The 23,111-nt window shown below is 67.0% G+C and carries 21 protein-coding genes; 14 read left to right on the top strand and 7 right to left on the bottom strand.

Going from position 1 to position 23,111, the window contains the following annotated elements:
• Nucleotides 1–12: 12 nt before the first annotated feature.
• The 3 genes from ACOJB8_RS07055 to ACOJB8_RS07045 all read right to left on the bottom strand — a co-directional run bounded on the left by ACOJB8_RS07055 (nucleotide 13) and on the right by ACOJB8_RS07045 (nucleotide 2,146).
• Nucleotides 13–324, bottom strand: a complete 312-nt coding sequence (locus ACOJB8_RS07055; RefSeq protein ID WP_069265209.1) for a high-potential iron-sulfur protein — start codon at nucleotides 322–324, stop codon at nucleotides 13–15.
• A 205-nt stretch (nucleotides 325–529) separates the two neighbouring features.
• The gene (locus ACOJB8_RS07050; protein ID WP_069265210.1) at nucleotides 530–1,636 is read right to left on the bottom strand and encodes an NAD(P)/FAD-dependent oxidoreductase; all 1,107 of its coding nucleotides are present in this window, start codon (nucleotides 1,634–1,636) and stop codon (nucleotides 530–532) included.
• A 201-nt stretch (nucleotides 1,637–1,837) separates the two neighbouring features.
• The gene (locus ACOJB8_RS07045; RefSeq protein ID WP_342949612.1) at nucleotides 1,838–2,146 is read right to left on the bottom strand and encodes a DUF4148 domain-containing protein; all 309 of its coding nucleotides are present in this window, start codon (nucleotides 2,144–2,146) and stop codon (nucleotides 1,838–1,840) included.
• A gap of 571 nt (nucleotides 2,147–2,717) precedes the next feature.
• Between ACOJB8_RS07045 and ACOJB8_RS07040 the strand changes: the two genes are divergently transcribed.
• The 13 genes from ACOJB8_RS07040 (at nucleotide 2,718) to ACOJB8_RS06980 (ending at nucleotide 17,441) form a co-directional block, all read left to right on the top strand.
• The gene (locus tag ACOJB8_RS07040; RefSeq protein WP_428996026.1) at nucleotides 2,718–3,218 is read left to right on the top strand and encodes a hypothetical protein; all 501 of its coding nucleotides are present in this window, start codon (nucleotides 2,718–2,720) and stop codon (nucleotides 3,216–3,218) included.
• A 54-nt stretch (nucleotides 3,219–3,272) separates the two neighbouring features.
• Nucleotides 3,273–4,073, top strand: a complete 801-nt coding sequence (locus ACOJB8_RS07035) for an endonuclease/exonuclease/phosphatase family protein (RefSeq protein WP_069265212.1) — start codon at nucleotides 3,273–3,275, stop codon at nucleotides 4,071–4,073.
• A 785-nt stretch (nucleotides 4,074–4,858) separates the two neighbouring features.
• The gene (locus ACOJB8_RS07030; protein ID WP_266231559.1) at nucleotides 4,859–5,629 is read left to right on the top strand and encodes a ferredoxin--NADP reductase; all 771 of its coding nucleotides are present in this window, start codon (nucleotides 4,859–4,861) and stop codon (nucleotides 5,627–5,629) included.
• A 407-nt stretch (nucleotides 5,630–6,036) separates the two neighbouring features.
• The gene (locus tag ACOJB8_RS07025; RefSeq protein ID WP_475011758.1) at nucleotides 6,037–7,059 is read left to right on the top strand and encodes a sensor histidine kinase; all 1,023 of its coding nucleotides are present in this window, start codon (nucleotides 6,037–6,039) and stop codon (nucleotides 7,057–7,059) included.
• Nucleotides 7,056–7,712, top strand: a complete 657-nt coding sequence (gene rqpR, locus ACOJB8_RS07020) for a response regulator transcription factor RqpR (RefSeq protein ID WP_069265214.1) — start codon at nucleotides 7,056–7,058, stop codon at nucleotides 7,710–7,712. Before ACOJB8_RS07025 ends, rqpR begins: the two co-directional genes overlap by 4 nt.
• Before the next feature lie 323 nt (nucleotides 7,713–8,035).
• Complete coding sequence (locus ACOJB8_RS07015; protein ID WP_342949614.1) at nucleotides 8,036–9,454, top strand: amino acid permease; 1,419 nt, start codon at nucleotides 8,036–8,038, stop codon at nucleotides 9,452–9,454.
• A gap of 435 nt (nucleotides 9,455–9,889) precedes the next feature.
• Nucleotides 9,890–10,387 (top strand): (2Fe-2S)-binding protein, encoded by a 498-nt coding sequence (locus ACOJB8_RS07010; protein ID WP_342949615.1) that lies wholly within the window; start codon nucleotides 9,890–9,892, stop codon nucleotides 10,385–10,387.
• A gap of 14 nt (nucleotides 10,388–10,401) precedes the next feature.
• The gene (locus tag ACOJB8_RS07005) at nucleotides 10,402–12,792 is read left to right on the top strand and encodes a xanthine dehydrogenase family protein molybdopterin-binding subunit (RefSeq protein ID WP_475011749.1); all 2,391 of its coding nucleotides are present in this window, start codon (nucleotides 10,402–10,404) and stop codon (nucleotides 12,790–12,792) included.
• Nucleotides 12,793–12,805: 13 nt separating this feature from the next.
• Nucleotides 12,806–13,603, top strand: coding sequence for an FAD binding domain-containing protein (locus ACOJB8_RS07000; RefSeq protein WP_324162975.1), 798 nt, complete (start codon nucleotides 12,806–12,808; stop codon nucleotides 13,601–13,603).
• 76 nt (nucleotides 13,604–13,679) lie between these two features.
• Nucleotides 13,680–14,567, top strand: a complete 888-nt coding sequence (locus ACOJB8_RS06995; protein ID WP_368618024.1) for an AAA family ATPase — start codon at nucleotides 13,680–13,682, stop codon at nucleotides 14,565–14,567.
• Nucleotides 14,568–14,572: 5 nt separating this feature from the next.
• On the top strand, nucleotides 14,573–15,883 hold the full coding sequence (locus ACOJB8_RS06990; RefSeq protein WP_368603789.1) for a vWA domain-containing protein: 1,311 nt from the start codon (nucleotides 14,573–14,575) through the stop codon (nucleotides 15,881–15,883).
• Complete coding sequence (locus tag ACOJB8_RS06985; RefSeq protein ID WP_368603788.1) at nucleotides 15,874–16,446, top strand: CoxG family protein; 573 nt, start codon at nucleotides 15,874–15,876, stop codon at nucleotides 16,444–16,446. The genes ACOJB8_RS06990 and ACOJB8_RS06985 overlap by 10 nt, the downstream gene beginning before the upstream one ends.
• A complete protein-coding gene (locus tag ACOJB8_RS06980) occupies nucleotides 16,419–17,441 on the top strand; it encodes an XdhC family protein (protein ID WP_475011735.1) in 1,023 nt (340 codons plus the stop codon). Before ACOJB8_RS06985 ends, ACOJB8_RS06980 begins: the two co-directional genes overlap by 28 nt.
• A 176-nt stretch (nucleotides 17,442–17,617) precedes the next feature.
• Here ACOJB8_RS06980 and ACOJB8_RS06975 read toward each other — a convergent pair whose 3' ends face one another.
• Both ACOJB8_RS06975 and ACOJB8_RS06970 read right to left on the bottom strand, forming a co-directional pair.
• Nucleotides 17,618–17,746, bottom strand: coding sequence for an MFS transporter small subunit (locus ACOJB8_RS06975; protein WP_069265222.1), 129 nt, complete (start codon nucleotides 17,744–17,746; stop codon nucleotides 17,618–17,620).
• A gap of 13 nt (nucleotides 17,747–17,759) precedes the next feature.
• Nucleotides 17,760–19,160: an L-lactate MFS transporter gene (locus ACOJB8_RS06970; RefSeq protein ID WP_069265223.1), complete on the bottom strand. Its 1,401-nt coding sequence runs from the start codon at nucleotides 19,158–19,160 to the stop codon at nucleotides 17,760–17,762.
• 452 nt (nucleotides 19,161–19,612) lie between these two features.
• On the opposite strand from ACOJB8_RS06970, the gene ACOJB8_RS06965 reads away from it, so the two are divergent.
• A complete protein-coding gene (locus tag ACOJB8_RS06965) occupies nucleotides 19,613–21,571 on the top strand; it encodes a DUF3857 domain-containing transglutaminase family protein (protein WP_475011726.1) in 1,959 nt (652 codons plus the stop codon).
• Nucleotides 21,572–21,586: 15 nt separating this feature from the next.
• Here ACOJB8_RS06965 and ACOJB8_RS06960 read toward each other — a convergent pair whose 3' ends face one another.
• Both ACOJB8_RS06960 and ACOJB8_RS06955 read right to left on the bottom strand, forming a co-directional pair.
• Nucleotides 21,587–22,639: a serine/threonine protein kinase gene (locus ACOJB8_RS06960; protein ID WP_410860160.1), complete on the bottom strand. Its 1,053-nt coding sequence runs from the start codon at nucleotides 22,637–22,639 to the stop codon at nucleotides 21,587–21,589.
• 125 nt (nucleotides 22,640–22,764) lie between these two features.
• Nucleotides 22,765–22,977, bottom strand: coding sequence for a hypothetical protein (locus ACOJB8_RS06955; protein WP_069265225.1), 213 nt, complete (start codon nucleotides 22,975–22,977; stop codon nucleotides 22,765–22,767).
• Nucleotides 22,978–23,111 lie beyond the last annotated feature (134 nt).

Below are 23,111 nucleotides of genomic sequence, written 5' to 3'. Positions count from 1 at the left end.
CGCACCGTTCCATCACGCCTTCTTGTTATAAGCGCTGCACCAGCCCTTGCCCGCGACCTGCTTGCCGCCGAACATCGGGCACGGCGCGAACGCGTCGGTGGCCTTGCCCTGGTAGAACGTGCAGTTGCTGCAGTCCTGGCCGGCGGCGTACTTCGCGAACTTCGCTCGGTCGACCTTGGTCGCGTCGAGCTTGTAGCCGAGCGCCTGGGAGGTGGGATCGGATTCGGCAGCCTTGGGCGCGTCGGCGAAGGCCTGGCGCGAAAGCGCGAGCGTCGACGCGACGCCGATGCTCGTAATCAGAAAGCTGCGGCGGGACGATTTCATATGACTCACTCCAGTATTGTGGCGATTCGTTCGCTGGGTTTTCGCGCGGCGCTATGGTGTGACGCGTGCCGCGCATGCCTCTGAGCCGCTCTGGTGGCGGCGTCGCGAAGAAGCTTAACAGCGAAGCAAGCCCCGGTGACGCTGCAATGCCGGAGATAAGCGAGCGGCATGATGCCGCTCGGCGGAAGAAGGGCGCAAAGCCCGATCAATCGAACGAAGCCATCTCGCACACGCGCTGTGCGATCGCCAGTGAAGCCGTGAGCCCCGGCGACTCGATGCCGAACAGGTTCACGAGGCCGCGCACGCCGTGCGACGCCGCGCCCTGAATCATGAAGTCGGCGGCGGGTTCGCCCGGCCCGGAGAGCTTCGGGCGGATGCCCGCGTAAGCGGGCTGCAGTGCGCCGTCTGGCAGCGCCGGCCAGTAGGTGCGGATCTGCGCGTAGAAGGAATCGGCGCGGCGGGGATCGACGTCGTAATCGACCGCATCGATCCATTCGACGTCGGGGCCGAAGCGCGCCTGGCCGCCCAGATCGAGCGTGAGATGCACGCCGAGGCCCGCGTCGTTGGGCATCGGATAGATGAGGCGCGAGAACGGCACCCGACCCGAAACGCTGAAGTAATTGCCGCGCGCCAGATAGAACGGCGGCACATGGCGCGCGTCGAGCCCGCGAATGCGTTTGGCGAGCTTCGTCGCATAGAGGCCTGCGCTATTGATGACGCAGGTGGCTCGAATGTCGATCGGCGCGTCGCCGCCGGTTCGCACCGTGAAGCCGCCGCCCAGCGCATCGATCGACTCGACCGGCGACTTCAGCGCGATCACGGCGCCGTCGCGCTCCGCGTCGCCTTGCAGCGCGAGCATGAGCTGATGGCTGTCGACGATGCCGGTTTGCGGCGAGTACACGGCCGCGACGCATTCGAGCGCCGGTTCGAGCGCGAGCGCCTCGCTGCCGCTGATGCGCGTGAGGTCGAACACGCCGTTTTCCTTGCCGCGCGCCCGAATCGCCTCGAGTTGCGGAATCTGGTTCGCCGCCGTGGCGACGAGCAGCTTGCCGCAGCGCGCGTGCGTGACATTGTGCGACGCGCAGTACTCGTAGAGCATTTCGCGCCCGCGCACGCACAACGTGGCCTTGAGCGAGCCGCGCGGGTAGTAGAGCCCGGCGTGAATCACCTCGCTATTGCGCGAACTGGTGCTGGTGCCGATGGCCTCGGCGGCTTCGAGCACGATCACCTCGCGCCCGCGCGCGGCAAGCGCACGCGCAACGGCGAGGCCGACCACGCCCGCGCCGATCACCACGCATTCGATCTGGTCCATGTCCCTGCGTCCCGCCTTCGCAGCGCCGGCAGGCAAGCCGGCCGCACCGCGATCCTCTCTGCCATGGGGTGGGCAGCGCACTACGCGCGCCGCCGCCTGACAAAAATTGTACGCCGCCCGGCGGGGAGGCTACGCCAGACTCTCGCAAGGAAAGAGCGGAAGGGAACAGAGCAGGGCTGTCGGCGCGCATGCGCCGAAGCGTCAGTTGGCGATGTTGTGTGCGCGGAAGAAGCCCGCGGCCTGCTCGCGAGGCGCGGTATAGCCGCCCATCGCGTATTGCTGCGGATAAGCCGGCGAATTCGGGTCCAGACTCAGTTCACCGTGAACACGGGCGCTGGCCAGCTCGGCCTTCACCTCGGCACGCGTCTTCGGGGCGTTCGTGGCGACCGCCGCGACGGGAAGCGATTGAACCGCCGGCGTCGCCGCATCGCCGCCGGCGAACGCGGGCGCAGTGGCAAGAGCGGTGGCGGCGCTGACCAGCAGGACAGCAAGCGTAACGGACTGCTTCATGGCGATGCTCCTTCGAGACGATGCCCGGCAAGCTTTGCAACCGATGCTGGCCAGCCGGCGGAATCCGGACAACGCGTTTGGCGCGTGGAAGCCAGTGTAAACACGGGCTATCGAAAAGCCATCCCGATAAGGAACAAGTCAGCGTTGCAGCCACGACAACAATTTTCGACAGAACACCCCAAGTTATTTATGTTTGTTGCGCTTCAATAACCAATCACTGGGCGCGCGATGGTTGAAGCGCGCCTGCCGCGCCCCCATCTCTGATGAACCGCTGCGGTCCGGCGTTTGCGAACCCGGTATAGGATCGATGGTCAGAACGTACCCGCCCCGCCGTAGCGTTGCCGACACTGTCGCCTCGCGCGGCGCCGTGCACGGAGCCACCTATATGAAGTTGTGGAAACATTGCCTTGCCCTGCTGCTCTTGGCCGCCCTCGCCGGAACGAGCGTGTGCGCGCTGGCGCAAACAACGGCGCAGCCGGCTTATACGACGCCTTCGGAGCCGCCCATCCTGCCGGGCACGCAAGCGCCGGCGGAGCCACCTCCGCCTCCCCCGCCGCCGCCCTCACGCGCGGTGACGCCACCGCCCCCGCCGCCGCCCAATGCACCAGCCGGGACCGCCGGTGCGCCCGCTCCTGTCACGCAGGGCGCTGTCCAGTGGGAACTGCAGGTGATGCGCGACGGCCAGCAAATCGACGCGTTCAATGGCACGACCTCGATCGGCCAGGCGCACACGGACACGCATCACAAGGTCGTCTCGCACCGCGTGGGCTGCAAGGATCAGCCGGCCGGCAGCATCGATCTGTCGCGCACGATCACCGTTTCGCCGCTGCAGGTTCGTGCGAACCTGGTGGTCCTGTCGGTCGACGCGCAGGAAACCCTCGAGAACGACACCGTGCCGACTACGCCCGAAGGCTGCCGGCTGCCACCGCAGCCGCGCCAGGTGAACGCGAGCCACCCGGGCCTGATCGTGCCCGATGGGCAGTGGGTGACCTGGCAGATCGTCGACCAGAACCCCTCGCTTGCGTACCGGGTACGCGCAACGCTCGCGCCGCCGTCCGCATCCGCACAGTGACCGCAACAATTCAATGCACGACCCGGCGTGACCCAATCCGTTAGAAAAAAACGCATGCGAAATCCCGAACAACCGCTCATCGACACCTCACTGAGCAAAGACTTCGTCGCCGTGAGCTGGAATCTGCACAAGGGCCGCTCGCCGCTGGGCTTCGAGGCCTGGGAGGCGATGCGGCGCTGGGTGCAGTCCACCCATGCCGACGCCTGGTTTCTCCAGGAAGCGATGGCCCGCCGCTTGCCGCAGCCGGTGCTCGCCTCGGCCTTCGGCGCGCAGCTGGGCGACCCGCTCGACGACGTCTGGCACTGCCAGGCCACCGAAATCGCCACCGCGCTCGAATTGCAGATCGCCCTCGGGCCCAACGTGTTCAAGCCTTCATGGCGGCACGGCAATGCGATTCTTTCGCCGCATCCGCTCGATCTGGGCGGACGCTGGGACATTTCTGCGCACCGCTTCGAGCGGCGCGGGCTGCTCGTTGCGCGCGCAAACATAGCCGGCCAGTCCGTCACGCTGCTGTGCGCGCACCTCGCGCTCACCCGCAGCGCGCGGCTGCGGCAGATGAACTGGATCGCGCACTGGATCGTGAAGGAGGCGCCGCAGGGGCCGCTCGTGCTGGCGGGCGACTTCAACGACTGGCGCAACGATTCCGTGCCGCTTTTCGCGGAGCATGGGCTGCAGGAAGTCGCGACGCTGCTCGGCGAGCCGGCGCGCACCTTTCCGGCCTTTTCGCCGGCGCTCGCGCTCGACAAGATGTTCGTCCGGGGCCTCAAGCCCGTCGAGCTGATCCAGCCCGCGCAGGAGACCGCCTGGCTCTCCGATCATCTGCCGTATATGGCGCGCCTGCGGCTCGAAGACTGACGCACCAGGCAGCAATGGCGGCGCGCGGTTCCACCGAAGCATCCGCGCGCCACTCCCCCGATCGCGGCCCACGGCGCGTGCAAGCCCGCGCTAATATGTCGCGTCGCGCGCGCCGCGCGTTTCGTCAGGTCTCCTCAGATGCATTACTTCGCCACGCTGTCTCGCGCGCCGCGGCGCACCGTCGCAGCACCGCTGCAGCGTCGAAAATGGCGCCATTGCGCGCGCATCGGCGCCTAAAACCCGCGCCGAAACAGCCCCGCCAGCAGGGTCAATGCTGCGGGCTGTCAGACCTTCCGGTATCATTTAGCGGAAAATTCGCACAAGCCGATCGCGTTTTCGCAATCCGGCGCGTGCCGCCAGCAGCAGGAGAACCCGCTCTCGCGGGTCCTGGCAAGCTCCGCTCCGGCCCGCGAGGCCGGGTGAAGTTTGACCCGCCGCCCCCTTTTGCCGTCGCCAGCCGTCCCCGCGAAAGCGTGTTGCGCCCGCGCGCGGACGCCAGCACACCGCCGCAGCGAGCCACCCTCCCTTGCCGCGCAGCGGACCCAACCCGGTCCAGGCAGATCGACAAGCAGGATCGACCGGGTCCTTGCGGCGCGAGCGCGGTAAAATAGCGGATTGCGCCCCGTTCGCAGCGGGGCAAACTGGCAAAACAACAGGGACTTGCCTGCCGTGGCGTAAAGCCAGGCCGACGGGTCCCGGGCATATCGTCAAAGCTACGCTGTACTGGACAGCAGGCCGGCAGGATCGCCGCAGTCAGGCGGCGCTTGTTTCGCACTTCAGGAACCATGAGCAAATTCACCGAAGAAACCGTTCTGAGCGTCCATCACTGGACCGACACGCTTTTCAGCTTCACCTGCACGCGCGACCAGGCCCTGCGTTTCGATAACGGCCAGTTCACCATGGTCGGCCTCGAAGTGGACGGCAAGCCGCTGATGCGCGCGTACTCGCTCGCGAGCGCCAACTACGAAGAGCATCTGGAGTTTCTGAGCATCAAGGTGCCGGACGGCCCGCTCACGTCGCGCCTGCAGCACCTGAAGATCGGCGACAAGGTGCTGATCGGCAAGAAGCCCGTCGGCACGCTGGTGGCCGACAACCTGCTGCCCGGCAAGGTGCTGTGGCTGCTCTCGACCGGCACGGGCCTCGCACCGTTCATGTCGATCATCAAAGACCCGGACATCTACGACCGCTTCGACAAGATCGTGCTCACGCACACCTGCCGTTTCGTCGACGAACTCGCGTACAAGGACTTCATCACCGAAGAGCTGCGCGAGCATGAATACCTCGGCGAGATCGTGCGCGAGAAGCTCGTGTACTACCCGACCGTCACGCGCGAAGTGTTCGACAACCGCGGTCGGATCACCGAGCTGATCGACACGAAGAAGCTGTTCGAAGACCTCGATCTGCCGTCGTTCTCGCCCGAGCGCGACCGCATCATGCTCTGCGGCAGCACGCACATGCTGCGCGACACCGTCGAGTTGCTGGAAAAGGCCGGCCTCACGGAAGGCAGCAACAACCAGCCGGGTCACTACGTGGTGGAAAAGGCGTTCGTCGGCTAAGCGCCCACCTCAGGTCGCTCGCGACAAGAAGAACCGGAGCCTCGTGCTCCGGTTTTTTTTCGCCTGCGCATTTTTAATTGGCCCTGTATTTTGTCGTTGACGCAGTTACAGTTGTCACACAAATGCGATACCTTTCCTGTCAGTATTTTTCCTACATGACAAACCGCTGCGACCTCATGCTACACCTGAAGTTTGGCCGCTAACCCTTGTCCAGCCTGAAGTTTTTCTTTTTTTAAGATATTATCGCAACGCAATATTGGACACACTCATACGTGTCCAGGGGCAGAGCCAGGTTGTTACTGGTTGTAAATTTCGTTACGCTGCGCCGTGCTGTTCGCCGTCACGCGGGGAGGCCAAAATCCCGACGGACGTCTGACAGCAGGAACCGCTTCCTGAACGGGGGAATGATGGATACGTCGAGATACGCCGCGCCGAACGCGCGCACGCCCGCCGGCGATGCGCCGCGCGCCGCTCATGGCGTCGACGGCCTCGCCCTCCTCGCCTGGTCCGCTGCCGCCGACGAGGCGGCCACGGTGGCCGCGCTCGAAGGCCTCGAGCGCGCACATCGGCAGATTGCCGCGCCAGCGCGCGGCGCACGCCGCCGCGCGAGCCGCACGCTTGCCCACGGCAGCGCCGCCCAGTCCATTCACGCCGACGAAGCCGTGCGCCACCAGCTCGCGCGCGACCTGCACGACAGCGTCGGCGCGGAACTCGCCGCCACGCACTTCGCGCTCGCCAACGTCCACACCTGGCTGCCCGCCAATGCCCCGCCGCAATGCGCCGAGGCGCTCGCGCTCGTCGCCCGCTCGCTCGAAGCCGCCACCGGCGCAATGCGCCAGGTGCTCGACGGCCTGCACGCGCCGCACCTCGACGCGGGCCTGGCACCGGCGCTCTCGTCGTGGGTGCACAGCTTCGCAGCGCGCACGGGCCTCGCCGCAAGCGTAGCCGGCGCCGGCGACGACGCGCGCCTTGCCCGCCTGCCCGCCGAGGCCGCGCTCGCCGTGTTCCGCGTCGCCCAGGAGGCGCTCGCCAATGTGGCGCGCCACGCGCAGGCCACGTGCGCCGAGGTGCGGCTCGAAAGCACGGCGCGCCACCTCACGCTCACCATCGCCGACGACGGCATCGGCCTCGCGCGCGCCGCGGGCCGCACGCGCCGCAGCCTGACGAACGGTCATGGCGACGACAGCACGGACAAAGGCGCGAGCCGCACCGGCCACTACGGCCTCGCCGGCATGCGCGAGCGCTGCGCCGCCTTCGGCGGCTCGCTGCGCGCCGTCAAGGGCGGCATCACGCACGCGCACGACGACGACGCACTGCAGGAAGCCGCCCCACGCGGCACGACCGTGCGCGCGCGCTTCGCCTGGGACGCGCTGCTCGGCGCCGTCCATTCCGCCTCGCCCCTCCTCATGAAACAAGGCGCCCGCTCATGACCCATCGCATCCTGCTCGTCGATGACCATGCCGTCGTGCGCCAGGGCGTTCGCCAGTTGCTGCTCGACCGCGGCATTGCCACCGAGGTGATCGAAGCGCAAACGGGCGCCGAGGCGCTGGCCGCGATCGCGAAGCATGTGTGCGACGTGGTCCTGCTCGACATCTCGCTGCCGGACATGAATGGCGTGGAGGTGCTCAAGCGCGCCAAGAAAAAGGCGCCGCGCGTGCCAGTGCTGATGTTCTCGATGTATCGCGAGGATCAATACGCGGTGCGCGCGCTGAAGGCGGGCGCGGCCGGCTATCTGTCGAAGACGGTGGACGCCGCGCAGATGATCTCCGCGATCCAGCAGGTCGCCGCGGGCCGCAAGTACGTGAGCCCGGCCATGGCCGAAGCACTCGCCGACTACGTGCTGGTGGACGGCGAGCAACTGCCGCACGAGAAGCTCTCGGACCGCGAATACCAGACGCTGTGCATGCTCGCCTCGGGCAAGCGTCTCACCGACATCGCGCACGCGCTCTCGCTGTCGGTGAAGACCGTGAGCGTCTACCGTACCCGCCTGCTCGAAAAGATGAAGCTCACCAATAACGCCGAGCTGACCTTCTATGTGATGAGCAACCGGCTCGTCGACCTTTCGCCTACCGTCAACGCCTGACGTTGCGGCGCCCCTGCGGCATCAAGGCGGCCTTTCGCCACAACCCGTTGATCCGGAAATGAATCTCGCCGTTTGCGCGGGTCCCCGCAAGGATCGCGCGCGGGCGTCGCGGATTGCGGCGGAATCGTCCGCGTCGAACGAACGTTTCCGACCCTGCTCGACCGGTCTCGCGCGCGAGTTCCGCTAAAATTTAGGGTTTCCCCCAAAGGCATCCGGCACGCGAAGCCGGCGCAGGCGGGCGTAGGTCAATCATGGGTCAACCACGGGTCAACCACCGCTCCAGCTCCTCGCCTTCGCGCGTTTTACGTGGAGTTCCCCGCCAAATGTCCCTCTTTCGCAAGAAGAACGTCGAGCACATGTTGCAGGCAAGCGCCCAGGGCGCCGGCCTGAAAAAAGCACTCGGCGCACTTGACCTCACCTTTCTCGGCATCGGCGCGATCATCGGCACCGGCATTTTCGTGCTGACCGGCACCGGCGCCGTGCAGGCCGGCCCGGCGCTCATGATCGCGTTCCTGATCGCGGCCGTGGCCTGCTGCTTCGCCGCGCTCGCCTACGCCGAGTTCGCCTCGACCATTCCCGTGGCCGGCTCGATCTACACCTATTCGTACGCCACGCTCGGCGAGCTGGCCGCGTGGGTGATCGGCTGGGACCTGATGCTCGAGTACGGGCTCGCCACTTCCGCAGTCTCGGTGGGCTGGTCGGGCTACCTGCAGTCGCTGCTTTCGGGCTTCGGCCTCACGCTGCCGGCCGCGCTCTCGGCCGCGCCCGACGCCGTGCCCGGCGTGCACACGCTCTTCAATCTGCCCGCCTTCCTCGTGATGATGGCGATCACGGGGCTGCTTTCCGTGGGCGTGCGCGAATCCACGCGCATCAACAACATCATGGTGGCGATCAAGGTGACCGTGGTGGTGCTCGTGATCGCCGTGGGCGTGTTCCACGTGACCCCCGCGAACTGGCATCCGTTCATGCCCAACGGCTGGCGCGGCGTGTTCGGCGCCGCGGCCGTGATGTTCTTCGCGTTCATCGGCTTCGACTCGGTGTCGTCCGCCGCCGAGGAAGTAAAGAACCCCAAGCGCGATCTGCCCATCGGTATCATCGCCTCGCTCGCCGTGTGCGCGGTGCTCTACGTCGCCGTGGCGGCGGTCGTGACCGGCATCGTGCCCTCGCCGCGCTTCGCCCATGTCGGCCACCCCGTCTCGTTCGCGCTGCAGGTGGCGGGCGAAAACTGGGTCGCGGGCTTCATCGATCTGGGCGCCGTGCTCGGCATGCTCACCGTGATCCTCGTGATGAGCTACGGCCAGACCCGCATCATCTTTGCGATGTCGCGCGACGGTCTCTTGCCCGCGAAGCTCTCGAAGGTGCATCCGCGCTTCGCCACGCCGTTCTTCACGACCTGGCTCGTCGGCATTTTCTTTGGTCTGATCGGCGCGCTCGTGCCCCTGAACGTGCTCGCCGAACTCATCAACATCGGCACGCTCGCCGCCTTCTCGATGGTGTCGATCGCCGTGCTCGTGCTGCGCCGTACGCACCCGCACCTGCCGCGCGCGTTCCGCTGCCCGGGTGTGCCCGTGGTGCCGATTCTCGCGGTCGCTTCGTGCCTGTTCCTCATGATCAATCTCCAGCCGCTCACGTGGGTCGCGTTCCTGGTCTGGACCGCGTTCGGCCTCATCGTCTACTTCGGCTACTCGCGTCGCCATTCGCGTCTCGCGCACGCACCGCACGAGCACGTGCATCACGACTGATGCGCGTGATCTCGCGGTGACTCATCGCTGCACTGCAACGCAACGGCCCGCCCGAGTCATCGAGGCGGGCCGTTTTTTTTGCTGGCCGCAAGCATTCTGGAGGGTAAAACTCCGCGCAGCGAAATTCGGCAAATTGTGCTTTACTGTCCGGGCGTCACCCCAGGCTTCACTGAACAGCAAGGCACCAGCCGGACCCAGATTCCGCTCCACCCGCAATGGTTCGATCCGCCCGAAGCGCCCCGCGTGGTTTGCGTGGCGCCGTGCGTTGCGCGCGCGTTGAGGCGCAACGCGTTAAACGGGCGAGTTTTCCCACGGGCGGTTATAGCGGTCGATTCAGTGTAAAAAAGCGGGCCCAGGCAGGTCTCTATCCCATCATCTGGCATGGGACCGGAGCCACACGCAGCGCCGTGCTCCGGTCGACATTGGAGACAATCAATGGCGATCAGTATTAGCCTCACGGTCAACGGCGCGCCCGTGACCGCCGAGGTCGAACCTCACACGCTCCTGGTCCAGTTCCTGCGCGAACAGCAGCGTCTCACCGGCACGCACGTCGGCTGCGATACTGCCCAATGCGGGGCCTGCACCGTCCACCTGAACGGCCGCGCGATCAAGTCGTGCAACCAGCTCGCGGTGCAGTGCGACGGCATGGAGGTGACGACGATCGAAGGCCTCGCGAAAAATGGCGAGCTGCACCCCATGCAGGCCGCGTTCCGCGAATGCCACGGCCTGCAATGCGGTTTCTGCACGCCCGGCATGGTGATGTGCGCGACCGCGCTCGCCGCCGCCAATCCCGACCTCACGGAAAGCGACATACGCGAAGGACTCGACGGCAACTTCTGCCGCTGTACGGGCTATCACAACATCGTGAAGGCCGTGGCCGCGGGCGCGCAGGCAATGCGCACCGGCGCCCCCGCTGCCGCCACGACGGCGTGACTCGGGAGGCCACCATGAACGCACCCGAACCCAATCGCATGATCGGCGCACCCGTCAAGCGCAAGGAAGACTTCCGCTTCCTCACCGGCGTCGGCCAGTACACCGACGACGTCGTGCTGCCCGCACAGACCTACGCCGTGTTCGTGCGCTCGCCGCACGCCCATGCGCGCATCAAGCGCATCGACGTCAATGCCGCGAAGGCCTCGCCCGGCGTCGTGGCGGTCTTCACCGGCGCGGACCTCGCCGCGGAAAACGTGGGCGGCCTGCCGTGCGGCTGGCTCATCCACAGCATCGACGGCACGCCCATGAACGAGCCGCCGCATCCCGTGATCGCGCACGAGAAAGCGCGCCACGTCGGCGACCAGGTCGCACTCGTGATCGCCGATTCGGTCAAGGCCGCGAAGGATGCCGCCGAACTGGTCGAGGTCGATTACGAAGAGCTGCCTGCCGCCGTCGACACGGCGCATGCCGCCGACGCCGGCCAGCCTCTCGTACACGACGGCGTGCCGAACAACACCTGCTACACGTGGGGCCACGGCGACAAGGCCGCGACCGACGCCGCCTTCGCACAGGCCGCGCACGTGACGACGCTCGACATCGTCAACAACCGGCTGATACCGAACGCCATCGAGCCGCGCGCCGTGAACGCGAGCTACTCGCAGCACGACGACAGCTACATCGTGTACGTGGCGAACCAGAACCCGCACGTCGAGCGCCTGCTGATGGCCGCGTTCGTGCTCGGGCTGCCGGAAACGAAGCTGCGCATCGTCGCGCCCGACGTGGGCGGCGGCTTCGGCTCGAAGATCTTTCTGTATGCCGAAGATGTCGCGCTCACGTGGGCCGCGAAGAAAATTCGCCGGCCGGTGAAGTGGACCGCCGAACGATCGGAGTCCTTCGTTTCCGATGCGCACGGCCGCGACCACGTGACCAAGGCCGAACTCGCCCTCGACAAGGACGGCAAGTTCCTCGCCATGCGCGTGCACACCACGGCGAACATGGGCGCGTATCTCTCGACGTTCGCTTCGAGCGTGCCGACCATCCTCTACGCCACGCTGCTCGCGGGCCAGTACACCACGCCCGCGATCTACGCCGAGGTGAAGGCCGTGTTCACGAACACGGTGCCCGTGGATGCGTACCGCGGCGCAGGGCGTCCGGAAGCGACCTACGTGGTCGAACGTCTCGTGGAGACGGCCGCGCGCGAGATGAACATCGACCCGGCCGAAATCCGCCGCCGCAACTTCATCAAGAGCTTCCCGTATGCCACGCCCGTTGGCCTCACCTACGACACGGGCGACTACGAAGCGTGTCTCGGGCGCGCACTGGAGCTCGCCGACGTGAAGGGTTTCGCCGCGCGCCGCGACGCATCGAAGGCGCAGGGAAAACTGCGCGGTCTCGGCTACTCGTGCTACATCGAGGCATGCGGGCTCGCGCCGTCGAACATCGCGGGTGCGCTCGGCGCGCGCGCGGGCCTCTTCGAAGCGGGCGAGGTCCGCGTGAACCCGACCGGTTCCGTCACCGTGTTCACAGGCTCGCACAGTCACGGCCAGGGCCACGAGACGACGTTCGCGCAAGTCGTGGCCGATCGCCTCGGTGTGCCGATCGAACAGGTCGAGATCGTGCACGGCGACACGGGCCGCATTCCGTTCGGCATGGGCACCTATGGCTCGCGCTCGATCTCGGTGGGCGGCTCGGCCATCATGAAGGCGCTCGACAAGATCGAGGCGAAGGCGAAGAAGATCGCCGCGCACATGCTCGAAGCGGGCGCGGAGGACATCGAGTTCGCCGACGGCATGTTCCGCGTCGCGGGCACCGACCGCACGAAGACCTTCGCGGAAATCTCGCTCGCCGCCTACGTGCCGCACAACTATCCGCTGGAGACGCTGGAACCCGGCCTCGACGAAAGCGCGTTCTACGATCCGACCAACTTCACCTATCCGTCGGGCGCGTATCTCTGCGAAGTCGAAGTCGATCCCGAGACGGGCGAGACGCGCATCGAACGCTTCACCGCGGTCGACGACTTCGGCAACGTCATCAACCCGATGATCGTCGAAGGCCAGGTGCATGGCGGTCTCGGCCAGGGGATCGGCCAGGCGATGCTCGAGCAGTGCGTGTACGACAACGAGAGTGGCCAGTTGCTCTCCGGCTCGTACATGGACTATGCGATGCCGCACGCGTCGGATGTGCCTTCGTATACGGTCGAAACCGCGAAAGGCACGCCGTGCACGCACAATCCGCTCGGCGTGAAGGGCTGCGGCGAAGCCGGCGCGATCGGCTCGCCACCCGCCGTCATCAACGCGATACTGGACGCACTCGCGCCGCTAGGCGTGAAGGACCTGCAGATGCCGGCCACGCCGCATCGTGTATGGCAAGCGATCCAGGCCGCGCAGGCCACTTCGCAACCTTGAGCGGAGGCGCTCCATGTACGCATTCGACTATCAGCGCGCCAGCGACGCGCAAGGCGCCGTGAAAGCCCTCGCGGCCGACGCCGACGCCAAATTCCTCGGCGGCGGCCAGAGCCTGCTCGCGGCGATGAAGCTGCGGCTCGCCCAGCCCACCACGCTCGTGGACGTCACGCGCATTCCCGAGCTGAAAGCCGTGCAGGTGGACGGCAAGGTGGTGAAAGTGGGCGCGGCCGTGTGCCATGCCGACGTCGCCGAGAACGCGCAGATCCGCAACACGCTGCCGGCGCTCGCGGACCTCGCGGGCATGATCGGCGACCGCCAGGTGCGCGCGCTCGGCACGCTCGGCGGCTCGCTCGCGAACGACGATCCCGCCGCCGACTATCCCGCGGCGGTGCTCGCGCTGAACGCGACGGTGGTGACGGACCGGCGGCGCATCGCAGCGGACGACTTCTTCCTCGGCATGTACGAAACGGCGCTGGAACCCGACGAGCTGATCGTGGCCGTCGAATTCCAGGTGCCCGAACGCGCGGCCTACGAGAAGTTTCGCAATCCGGCCTCGCACTTCGCGCTCGCGGGCGTGTTCGTCGCAAAGTACGCCGGGGAGGTGCGTGTGGCGGTCACGGGCGCCGGGCCTTCGGTATTTCGCGCGGGTGCGCTGGAAAGCGCACTGAAGACCAACTTCGCGCCCGAAGCCGCACGCGCGGTGAAGATGCCCGCCGACGACCTCAACACCGACCTGCACGCGAGCGCGGCCTATCGCGCGCACCTCATCCCGGTGCTCGCGGCGCGCGCGGTGGCGAAGGCCAACGGCTAGGCTGTCCCGAGGGCGAGCGCTTCCAGGTGAACACGGGAGCGCTCGCCGCCTTTGATTCGCGTTGCCAGAATCCCGCATGCAATCCGCCTCGATCGACGACACCCTCGCACAACTCGAAGCGCGCGGCTATTTCGCGAGCCGCGAACTCGCCACGGCGCTCTTTCTTGCGCTGCGCATGGAACGCCCGCTGTTTCTCGAAGGCGAGCCAGGTGTGGGCAAGACCGAACTCGCGAAGGCCGCGGCGGCGATGCTCGGCACGACGGTCTTGCGCCTGCAATGCTACGAAGGACTCGATACAGCCAGCGCGCTGTACGAGTGGGACTATCCGCGCCAGATCATGGCGCTGCGACTGGCCGAAGCCGCCGGCGAAAAGCCCCGCAACGACACGCTCTATCGCGACGAATTTCTGCTCAAGCGCCCGCTGCTCCAGGCGCTGCAACCCGACCCGCAAAACCCGGGCGCGCGCCGCGTGCTGCTGATCGACGAAATCGACCGCGCCGACGAACCGTTCGAAGCCTTCCTGCTCGAGCTCCTTTCGGACTTCCAGGTATCGATTCCCGAATACGGCACCGTGCGCGCGAGCACGCCGCCGCTCGTCGTGATCACGTCGAACCGCACGCGCGAAGTGCACGATGCGCTCAAGCGGCGCTGCCTTTATCAATGGCTCGGCTACCCGGACCGTGCACGCGAACTCGCGATCGTGGCCGCGCGCGCGCCTGAAACCGCCGCGGATTTGCAGCAACGCGCCGTGGCGTTCGTGCACCAGTTGCGCACGATGGATCTCTTCAAGGCGCCCGGCATTGCGGAAACGATCGACTGGTGCCGCGCGCTTAGCGCGCTCGCCGTGACGGAACTCGATCCCCAGTCGGTGCAGGATACGCTGGGCGTGCTGCTGAAGTACCAGGACGACCTCGCGCAGCTCGACGCGCAACGCATCGCGCAAACGCTCGCGCTCGCGGAGTGAGGACGATGCCCCGCGCCACATCGCCCGCCGCCATGCCCACGCTCGCGCCCGTGTTCGCGCGCAACGTCGTGCATTTCGTGCGCGTGCTGCGCGGCGCGGGCTTGCCGATGTCGCCTTCGCGCGCCGTCGACGCGATCGACGCGCTGCGCCACATCGACCTCGGCCGCCGCGACGACGTGCACGCAGCGCTCGCCGCGCTCCTCACGAGCGCGCCCGACGAGCGCGAGATCTTCGACGCGGCGTTCGCGCTGTTCTGGCGCGATCCGGATTTCGAAGGCAAGCTGCGCGCGCTGCTCCTGCCGAAGGTGCAAGGCGGCGTGCCGCCGCCGCGCCGCAACAACCGCCTCGCCGACGCGCTCGCGGCGCGCCCTGCCCATCGCCCGGGCGCGAAGCCACCGCCCTCGCACGAAGAACACGAGTTGCGCGCACACGCCACGTTCAGCGCCGAAGAGCGCTTGCGCCAGCGCGACTTCGATACGCTCACCGCCGACGAATGGCGCACGCTGCGCCACCTGATCCGCGCGCGCCGCCTGCCGCTCGCCACCGTTCGCACGCGGCGCCTGAAGGCATCGTCGCGCGGCACCCACGCCGACCTGCGCGCGAGCGCGCGCCATGCGGTACGCGCGGGCGGCGACTGGACCGTGTGGAAATATCGCGCGCCGGTGGAACGCAAGCTGCCACTCGTGCTGCTGCTCGACATTTCCGGCTCGATGAGCAGCTACTCGCGCGCGGTGCTCTACTTCTGCCATGCGTTGCTGCAATCGCGCGAACGCCTGCAAGTGTTCCTGTTCGGCACGCGCCTGACCCACGCCACGCGCGCGCTGCGCGAACGCGACCCCGACGTCGCGCTCGCCCAGCTCGCCACCCAGGTCGCGGACTGGTCCGGCGGCACGCGCATCGGCGCCACGCTTGCGGAATTCAACCGCCGCTGGGCGCGCCGCATGCTCGGGGGGCGCGCGACAGTGCTGATCGTCACCGACGGGCTCGATCACGATGAATGCGGTCTGCTCAGCGAAGAGATGGCGCGCCTGCACCGCTTCGCGCATCGCGTGATCTGGCTCAATCCGCTCTTGCGTTACCGCGATTTCGCGCCCAAGGCGCGCGGCGTGCAGGCGATGCTGCCCCACGTCGACGCGCATTACCCCGTCCACAATCTCGACAGCCTCGAAGCGTTTGCGCGCAGCTTGTGCGAAGCCGCGCCGATCGGGCCCGCGCCTCGTGCAGCAACGCATCTGGCGACTCATCTGCCAAAACCGGCACGCGCATTGCATACTCTGGAGGCGCGCCCGGCACAAGGAGACACACGATGGAGCTGACCGAAAGCCACACGCTGCCGGTGCCGCAACAGCGCGCCTGGGAAGCGCTCAACGACACGGCGATCCTCAAGGCGTGCATACCGGGCTGCGAAAGCATCGAAGCCGACGGTGAGAACGCCTACGCCGTCGCGCTAACCGCCGCGGTGGGCCCGGTGAAGGCGCGCTTCAAAGGCCGCATGCAGCTCGCCGATATCGACGCGCCGAACAGCTACACGATCGTCTTCGAGGGCCAGGGCGGCGCCGCAGGCTTCGGCAAGGGCGACGCACACGTGAAGCTCGAATCCGCCGGCGACGAATCGACCACGCTCACCTACACCGCGAACGCCCAGGTGGGCGGCAAGCTCGCGCAGATCGGCTCGCGGCTCGTGGATGGCGCGGCGCGCAAGATCGCCGGCGAGTTTTTCAAGCGTTTCGGGGAACAGCTGGGCGGCGGCGCGCAGGAAAATACCGACGAGACGGCGGAACCCGCCGCGGGCGACGCAGAAGGCCAGCCGCAAGGCGAAGGCGCAGAGGAAACACCGAAGAGGAAACGATCATGGACAGCGTGGATCTCGAAGTCCTGAAATCCAGCGTGCGCTGGCTCGACGCAGGGCACCGCGCGCTGCTGGTGACAGTGGTGAAAACGTGGGGCTCGTCGCCGCGTCCCGAGGGCGCGATGCTCGTGGTGCGCGGCGACGGCCTCGTGGTCGGCTCCGTGTCGGGCGGCTGCATCGAGGACGATCTGATCGACCGCGTGCGCCGCGAAGGCGTGACGATCGTGAAGCCCGAAGCCGTCAAATACGGCATCACGGCGGAAGAGGCGCATCGTTTCGGACTGCCGTGCGGCGGCACGATCCAGCTCGTGCTCGAACCGCTCTCCGAGGCCTCGGGCATTCGCGAACTGCTCGAAACCGTCGAGCGCGGCGAACTCGTTGCGCGCACACTCGACATGGCGACCGGCCGCGCCACGCTCGGCCCCGCGAAAGCGACCGATGGCGTGGACTTCGACGACGTGCGCCTGCTCACGATCCACGGGCCGCGCTACCGCATACTGGTGATCGGCGCGGGGCAGCTCTCGCGCTATCTCTGCCAGATCGCGGTGGGGCTCGATTACCAGGTGACGGTGTGCGACCCGCGGGAGGAATACACCGACACCTGGGACGTGCCCGGCACGGCGCTCGTGCGCACGATGCCCGACGACACGGTGCTCGACATGAAGCTCGACGAACGCTGCGCCGTGATCGCGCTCACGCACGACCCCAAGCTCGACGACCTCGCACTGATGGAAGCGCTCAAGACGCCCGCGTTCTACGTCGGCGCGCTGGGCTCACGGCGCAACAACGCGGCGCGGCGCGAGCGGCTCAAGGAATTCGACCTGAGCGAAGCGGAACTCGCGCGGCTGCATGGGCCGGTGGGCATCTACATCGGCAGCCGCACGCCGCCGGAAATCGCGGTGTCGATCCTCGCGGAGGTCACGGCGGCGAAGAATGGCGTCTCGCTGCCGACCATTCTCCAGGTGGAAGGCGCAAAGGCCGCGCGCGAACACGCAGCAGGCGCGGGATCGACGTGCGACGTGTGAGGCCGCTGCGCGACCGCCTTCACGCGTGAGGTGAGCGCCCGTCGTCGTCTGTCTCGCGCTCGTGTCACTACTATGCCCCCCAAAAAACTGCGGGCCGCGACTTTCGTCGGCGGCCCGCAATAGGGTGTTTCTGGCGGGCGGCTTGCGCCGCCTCGCTTCACCTGAGCGTCACGGCATCAGCCGAACAGCTTCATCGCCTGCGTGAGCGTGTTGGTCACGCCCCACACGAGCGGCACCAGCACGTAGAGCCAGAAGATCGCCATCAGCGTCTTGTTCGACGATTTCGGGGCAGCTTGGGTAGACATTGCGCGTTCCTCCTTATTTACCGGCGGCGAGTTGCGTCTCGCTCATGTGATGCTTCGCGTCCACGCGGCGCACGAGCAGGTTGCAGATGAAGCCGACCACGAGCAGCGAGGCCATGATGTGCACGGTCATCGTGTACGCATCGGCCTTCGCCACGCCGTGTGCGACCTGATACGCACGCACGTAGTTCACGAGCACCGGGCCCGCCACGCCTGCCGCGGCCCACGCGGTGAGCAGACGGCCGTGAATGCCGCCGACGAACGCCGTGCCGAACATATCCGCGAGATACGCGGGCACGGTCGAAAAGCCGCCGCCGTACATCGAGAGAATCAGGCAGAACGCGAGCACGAAGAACACGATGTTGCCGCTCTGCGCGAACTGCGGCACCGCGTAATAGAGCACCGCGCCGAACACGAAGAAGATGAAGTAGGTGTTCTTGCGGCCCACCCAGTCGGAGGCCGACGCCCACACGAAGCGCCCGCCCATGTTGAAGAGCGAGAGCAGGCCGACGAAGCCCGCCGCCGCGCCGGCGCTCACGGTGTCCTTGAAGCTTTCCTGGATCATGACCGAGGCCTGACCCAGAATGCCGATGCCGGCCGTCACGTTGAGGAACAGCACGAGCCAGATCAGGTAGAACTGCGGCGTCTTGAGCGCCTGGTCGATATGGACGTGCTGGTTCGACACGAGTTTCTTCGCCACGACGGGCGGCGTCCAGCCCGCCGGCTTCCAGTCCGGCGCGGGCACGCGGATGGTGATGGCGCCGATCGTCATCGAGATGAAGTAGGCCACGCCGAGCACCACGAAGGTCTGGGCGACGCCCACGCTCGTGTCGCTCGCGAAGTGCTTCATCAGCATGACGGAGAGCGGTGCGGCGATCATCGCGCCGCCGCCGAAGCCCATGATCGCGAGGCCCGTTGCCATGCCGCGGCGGTCGGGGAACCAGCGGATCAGCGTCGAAACCGGAGAGACATAGCCGAGCCCGAGGCCGATGCCGCCGATCACGCCGTAGCCGAGATAGAGCAGCGCGATCTGATGCAGATACACGCCGAGCGCGGAAACGAGGAAACCGCCGCCAAAGCAGCACGCCGCGGTAAACATCGTGCGGCGCGGGCCCACGCGTTCGAGCCACTTGCCGCCGAACGCGGCGGAAAGGCCGAGAAACACGATGGCCAGCGAGAAAATCCAGCCCAGCGTGGTGAGCGACCAGTCATCGGCCGCGGACTGCGTAATGCCGATCACCTTCGTGAGCGGCGCGTTGAACACGGAAAACGCGTAGGCCTGGCCGATACACAGATGCACGGCCAGCGCCGCGGGCGGCACCATCCAGCGCGAAAAGCCCGGCGGGGCGATGGTCGCCTCTTTGGAAAAGAAAGGTGCGCTTTGCGCACCGCGCGTCGAATCTGCAACGCTGCTCATGGGATCTCCCGAATCGACCAGAGGTTGAGAGCGCGGGGTAAGCGCTCGCTCTGGTCCCATCCAAAATGGCGGTTGGTAGGCGTGGTCTTTCGTGCTCTTTATATGCGCAAACGCATAGAACACTTAATTGCCGCTTGACGGCTGCACGAACCTTAGTCCCCAACCGCCTCCTTGGCAATATGAGGTAAACATACATATGCCCTACAACGGCCCGCGCGCCGCCGTGTTTCCTCGATTGTTGCGTGCGCAGCAAATCGGGGGGGGGGGACCTATGACGCCGCGGAGAACGTTGCAGGCGGGCATGTCGTTGCGCGGCCCAGCATTTAGACTCAACACTCGATTCAGGGCCCCCTGCGGGCGGTGTGCGGGCCATCCGCTTGACAAGCGGGTTGCATGACTTTTAAGTGGCAGAAGTAGCGCCTATCTGCGACCCGCCACCTGCCGAGCCCCCCATGCGCCTCGCTCTCGCTCTTTGCCTAGCCGTGCTCGGCCCCGTCACGGGAACCTTCGCCGCCGACCTGCGCCCGGGCGTGGCGCAGCTCACGCCGGTGCCGCTCGAAGCGGGCACGCTGAGTCCGGCAGGCAGCGCCGCGCAGGCGCCCTACACCAACGAAGCGGAAACGCAGACCTTCACCGTCAACGCGGACGGCTCGTACACCAAGCTCGACTCGCTCACGCTGCGCGTGAACACGGAGGCCGGCATCGCGCGCGCGGGCCAGTATTACGTGTGGTTCAACCGCGAAATGGCCCACGTGGAGGTGCTCGAAGCGTGGACCGAGGACGCCCAGGGCGGGCGACACGACGTGCGCCCCGAGCAGATCCGCGACGTGCAGGAGGTGCGCTCGTTCGACGCCCCGATGTTCCAGGACGTGCAGGACAAGGTGATCGTGTTCCCCGCCGTGGAGCCGGGCGCGCGCGTGCATCTCACGTGGCGCAAGATCCAGCGCGTGCCGCTCGTGCCCGGCTGGTTCAGCGACTTCACGCCGCCCGACCTCGCGCCCACGCACCGCTTTCGCGTGATCTACGACCTGCCCGCGAAAGTGCCGCTCCACGCCGACGCGCGCGGCTTCACCGTGCTGCCGCCCGCCACCGTGAACGGCCGCACGCGCTACGAGTACCGCTACGACAAGTCGAACTTCGAGCGCCTCGAATATGGCTCGGTCGCCTACGTGAGCTACGGCGACCGGCTGATGGTGTCCACCTTTCCCGATTACGCGGCCTTCGCGACGGTCTATCGCGAGGCGGCGGCGGATCCGACCGTGCGCGACCCGGCCATCGTGCGCCTTGCGCAGACGCTCACGGCGCACGACGATACGCCGCGCGCCAAAGCGCAAACGCTCTATGACTGGGTGCGCCGCAACATCCGCTACGTGGCGATGAATATCGGGCGCGGCGAGATCGTGCCGCACCACGTAACCGACGTGCTCGCGAACCGCTACGGCGATTGCAAGGACCACGTCGCACTCTACGGCGCGCTGCTCGGGGCCGTCGGCATCCGCAGCACGCCGGCGCTCGTGAACAGCGGCACGGTCTATACGCTGCCGAGCGTGCCGGGCTTCGGCGTGATCAATCACGTCATCACCTGGCTGCCCGATCTGCAGATGTTCGCGGACTCCACGGCGAGCAACATCGAGTTCGGCTATTTGCCGTCGACGGACATGGACCGCGAGGCCGTGCTCGCCGGCGACGGCACGCAGGTCCGCACGCCCGCCACGGCCACGACCACGCGCGAGAGCGATCTCGACATCACGGTCGCGCCCGACGGCTCGGCGCGCTTCATCTACCGCTTGCAGTCGGAGGGCTGGTCCGCCGAACAGACGCGCAGCGTGCTGCGCCTGCAAACGCCCGCGCAGCGCGAGGAGTCGCTGCAATGGGAGCTGCGCAACGCCAACCTGCGCGGCAACGCCACGCTCGCCTCCAGCCCGCTCGACGCCACGGCGGGTCCGCTCGTGCTCACGCTCACGGGCACCTTCGACGGTTTCGTCGATCCGGAAATGACTACGCCCGTGCCCACGCTCACGAGCTTCGTGGGCGGGCTCGACGCGAATCTGCGCTACTGGCTCGGCGAATCGCGGCGCACGCAGCCCTTCATGTGCCGCAACGTGGTGGTGACCGAGCGCACGCGCATCGTGCTGCCGCCGGGCATGCGCGTACTCGACGTCCCCATGCCGCAGCACGCCGACAACCGTTTCATCGATTTCAGTTCGCACTACGCGCTCGACCCGCAGGCGAATGTGCTGCGCGTCACGCGTACGGGTCAAACGCATTTCGCGAGCGACGTATGCAGCGCCGACGATTTCGCGCAGATGCGCCCCGCGTTCGAGACGATGGCGCGCGACCTGCGCGCGCAGTTGATCGTCAAGCCGTCGGCCCAGGGCGGCGCGCTGGATAGTCCGGCGAGCGCGCAGTGAGCCGGCGCACGACGTTCACACGGGCCAGAGCGGTCCTTCCTGCATCGCGCCGATCTGCTCGCGCAGTTCGAGAATGCGCTCTTCCCAGTAGCGCTGCGTGTTGAACCACGGGAAGGCGGCCGGAAACGCGGGATCGTGCCAGCGGCGCGCGAGCCAGGCCGAGTAGTGGATGAGGCGCAGCGTGCGCAGCGCTTCGACGAGATGCAGCTCGCGCGGCTCGAATTCGCAGAAGTCCTCGTAACCCGCGAGCAAATCGGCCATTGCACGCGAAGCGCCCGCGCGATCGCCGGGCAAAAGCAGCCACAAATCCTGGATAGCGGGACCCATGCGGCTGTCGTCGAAGTCCACGAAATGCGGGCCGGCGTCGGTCCAGAGCACATTGCTCGGATGGCAGTCGCCGTGCAGGCGCAACGACCGCACCTCGCCCGCGCGCTCGAAGGCCGCCTCCACGCCTTCGAGCGCGAGCGTCACCGCGGCCTGCCATGCTTCGCGCACGTCCTCGGGCACGAAGCCGTGTTCGAGCAGATACGTGCGCGGCTCGTAGCCGTAGGACTGAATGTCGAGCGTGGGGCGTGCCTCGTACGACCTCGTTGCGCCCACGGCATGAATGCGCCCGATGAAACGGCCGAGCCATTCGAGCGTGTCGCTGCGGTCGAGATCCGGCGCGCGGCCGCCGCGCCGCTCGAACAGCGAGAAGCGATACCCGTCGAACTCGTGCAGCGTGCGCCCTTCGAAGGCGAGCGCAGGCACGGCCGGAATCTCGCGCGCGGCGAGTTCGGCGACGAATGCGTGCTCCTCGAGTATCGCCTCGTCGCTCCAGCGCTCAGGGCGATAAAACTTGGCGATGAGCGGCGGGCCGTCTTCCACGCCCACCTGGTACACGCGATTCTCGTAGCTGTTGAGCGCGAGCATGCGGCCATCCGTGCGGCGCTCGGCCGGGATCAGCACGCCATCGACGGCGTCGAGCACGCATTCGGGCGTGAGGCGCGCGTACGGCGCGGCTTGCTGGTCGCCGGGACCGGAAGGGCCGCCCGGGACAGGAGAAGGATCGTAATTCATACCCGCAATTGTGCCTCTTGCGGGCAGTGCCGGCGAGCAATCGCTGCGCACGGCAGACATGATGAACACAAACGCGGCGCACAACCCTGCGACGAGACGCAGGGCGCCTCGTCAACGTGTCACACGGCCCAGACTCAGTGGATCTGCGCGCCGGCGGGCATGACGTGCTCGCCCGTATCGATCAGATCTTCGAGAAAAAAGGGCTCGGTATTGAGCTGCGCCGACGTGCCGGGCTCCCCGGCATACCACGTCACCATCGCCATGTCGCCGAGAATGCGCATCACGATGCCGCGCGCACCCTGTGGCACCGCGATATGAACGGAACGGACAATAGAACCGATTTGCATGATGTTTCCCCGTTACCTCGCTACCTTCGCCGGCTCCCTCGAAGGAAGTCCGGTCGGCATGCTGACAAAAAAACCGATGCGCACGATCAGTTGCGCGCGCATCCAAACCCGCCTCGGGCGACCCGCTCTCGCCG

The organism is Paraburkholderia sp. BR10141, from assembly GCF_056155635.1.
This window is presented reverse-complemented; position numbering and strand designations above follow the sequence as displayed.

Coding starts and splice junctions, on each gene's coding strand:
- ACOJB8_RS06985 (WP_368603788.1), top strand. CDS start 15,874: ATGGAGCTGACCGAAAGCCACACGCTGCCGGTGCCGCAACAGCGCGCC.
- ACOJB8_RS07045 (WP_342949612.1), bottom strand. CDS start 2,146: ATGAAGCAGTCCGTTACGCTTGCTGTCCTGCTGGTCAGCGCCGCCACC.
- ACOJB8_RS06990 (WP_368603789.1), top strand. CDS start 14,573: ATGCCCCGCGCCACATCGCCCGCCGCCATGCCCACGCTCGCGCCCGTG.
- ACOJB8_RS07055 (WP_069265209.1), bottom strand. CDS start 324: ATGAAATCGTCCCGCCGCAGCTTTCTGATTACGAGCATCGGCGTCGCG.
- ACOJB8_RS06970 (WP_069265223.1), bottom strand. CDS start 19,160: ATGAGCAGCGTTGCAGATTCGACGCGCGGTGCGCAAAGCGCACCTTTC.
- ACOJB8_RS07005 (WP_475011749.1), top strand. CDS start 10,402: ATGAACGCACCCGAACCCAATCGCATGATCGGCGCACCCGTCAAGCGC.
- ACOJB8_RS06995 (WP_368618024.1), top strand. CDS start 13,680: ATGCAATCCGCCTCGATCGACGACACCCTCGCACAACTCGAAGCGCGC.
- ACOJB8_RS07030 (WP_266231559.1), top strand. CDS start 4,859: ATGAGCAAATTCACCGAAGAAACCGTTCTGAGCGTCCATCACTGGACC.
- ACOJB8_RS06980 (WP_475011735.1), top strand. CDS start 16,419: ATGGACAGCGTGGATCTCGAAGTCCTGAAATCCAGCGTGCGCTGGCTC.
- rqpR (WP_069265214.1), top strand. CDS start 7,056: ATGACCCATCGCATCCTGCTCGTCGATGACCATGCCGTCGTGCGCCAG.
- ACOJB8_RS06955 (WP_069265225.1), bottom strand. CDS start 22,977: ATGCAAATCGGTTCTATTGTCCGTTCCGTTCATATCGCGGTGCCACAG.
- ACOJB8_RS07025 (WP_475011758.1), top strand. CDS start 6,037: ATGGATACGTCGAGATACGCCGCGCCGAACGCGCGCACGCCCGCCGGC.
- ACOJB8_RS07010 (WP_342949615.1), top strand. CDS start 9,890: ATGGCGATCAGTATTAGCCTCACGGTCAACGGCGCGCCCGTGACCGCC.
- ACOJB8_RS07050 (WP_069265210.1), bottom strand. CDS start 1,636: ATGGACCAGATCGAATGCGTGGTGATCGGCGCGGGCGTGGTCGGCCTC.
- ACOJB8_RS07000 (WP_324162975.1), top strand. CDS start 12,806: ATGTACGCATTCGACTATCAGCGCGCCAGCGACGCGCAAGGCGCCGTG.
- ACOJB8_RS06965 (WP_475011726.1), top strand. CDS start 19,613: ATGCGCCTCGCTCTCGCTCTTTGCCTAGCCGTGCTCGGCCCCGTCACG.
- ACOJB8_RS07015 (WP_342949614.1), top strand. CDS start 8,036: ATGTCCCTCTTTCGCAAGAAGAACGTCGAGCACATGTTGCAGGCAAGC.
- ACOJB8_RS07035 (WP_069265212.1), top strand. CDS start 3,273: ATGCGAAATCCCGAACAACCGCTCATCGACACCTCACTGAGCAAAGAC.
- ACOJB8_RS06975 (WP_069265222.1), bottom strand. CDS start 17,746: ATGTCTACCCAAGCTGCCCCGAAATCGTCGAACAAGACGCTGATGGCG.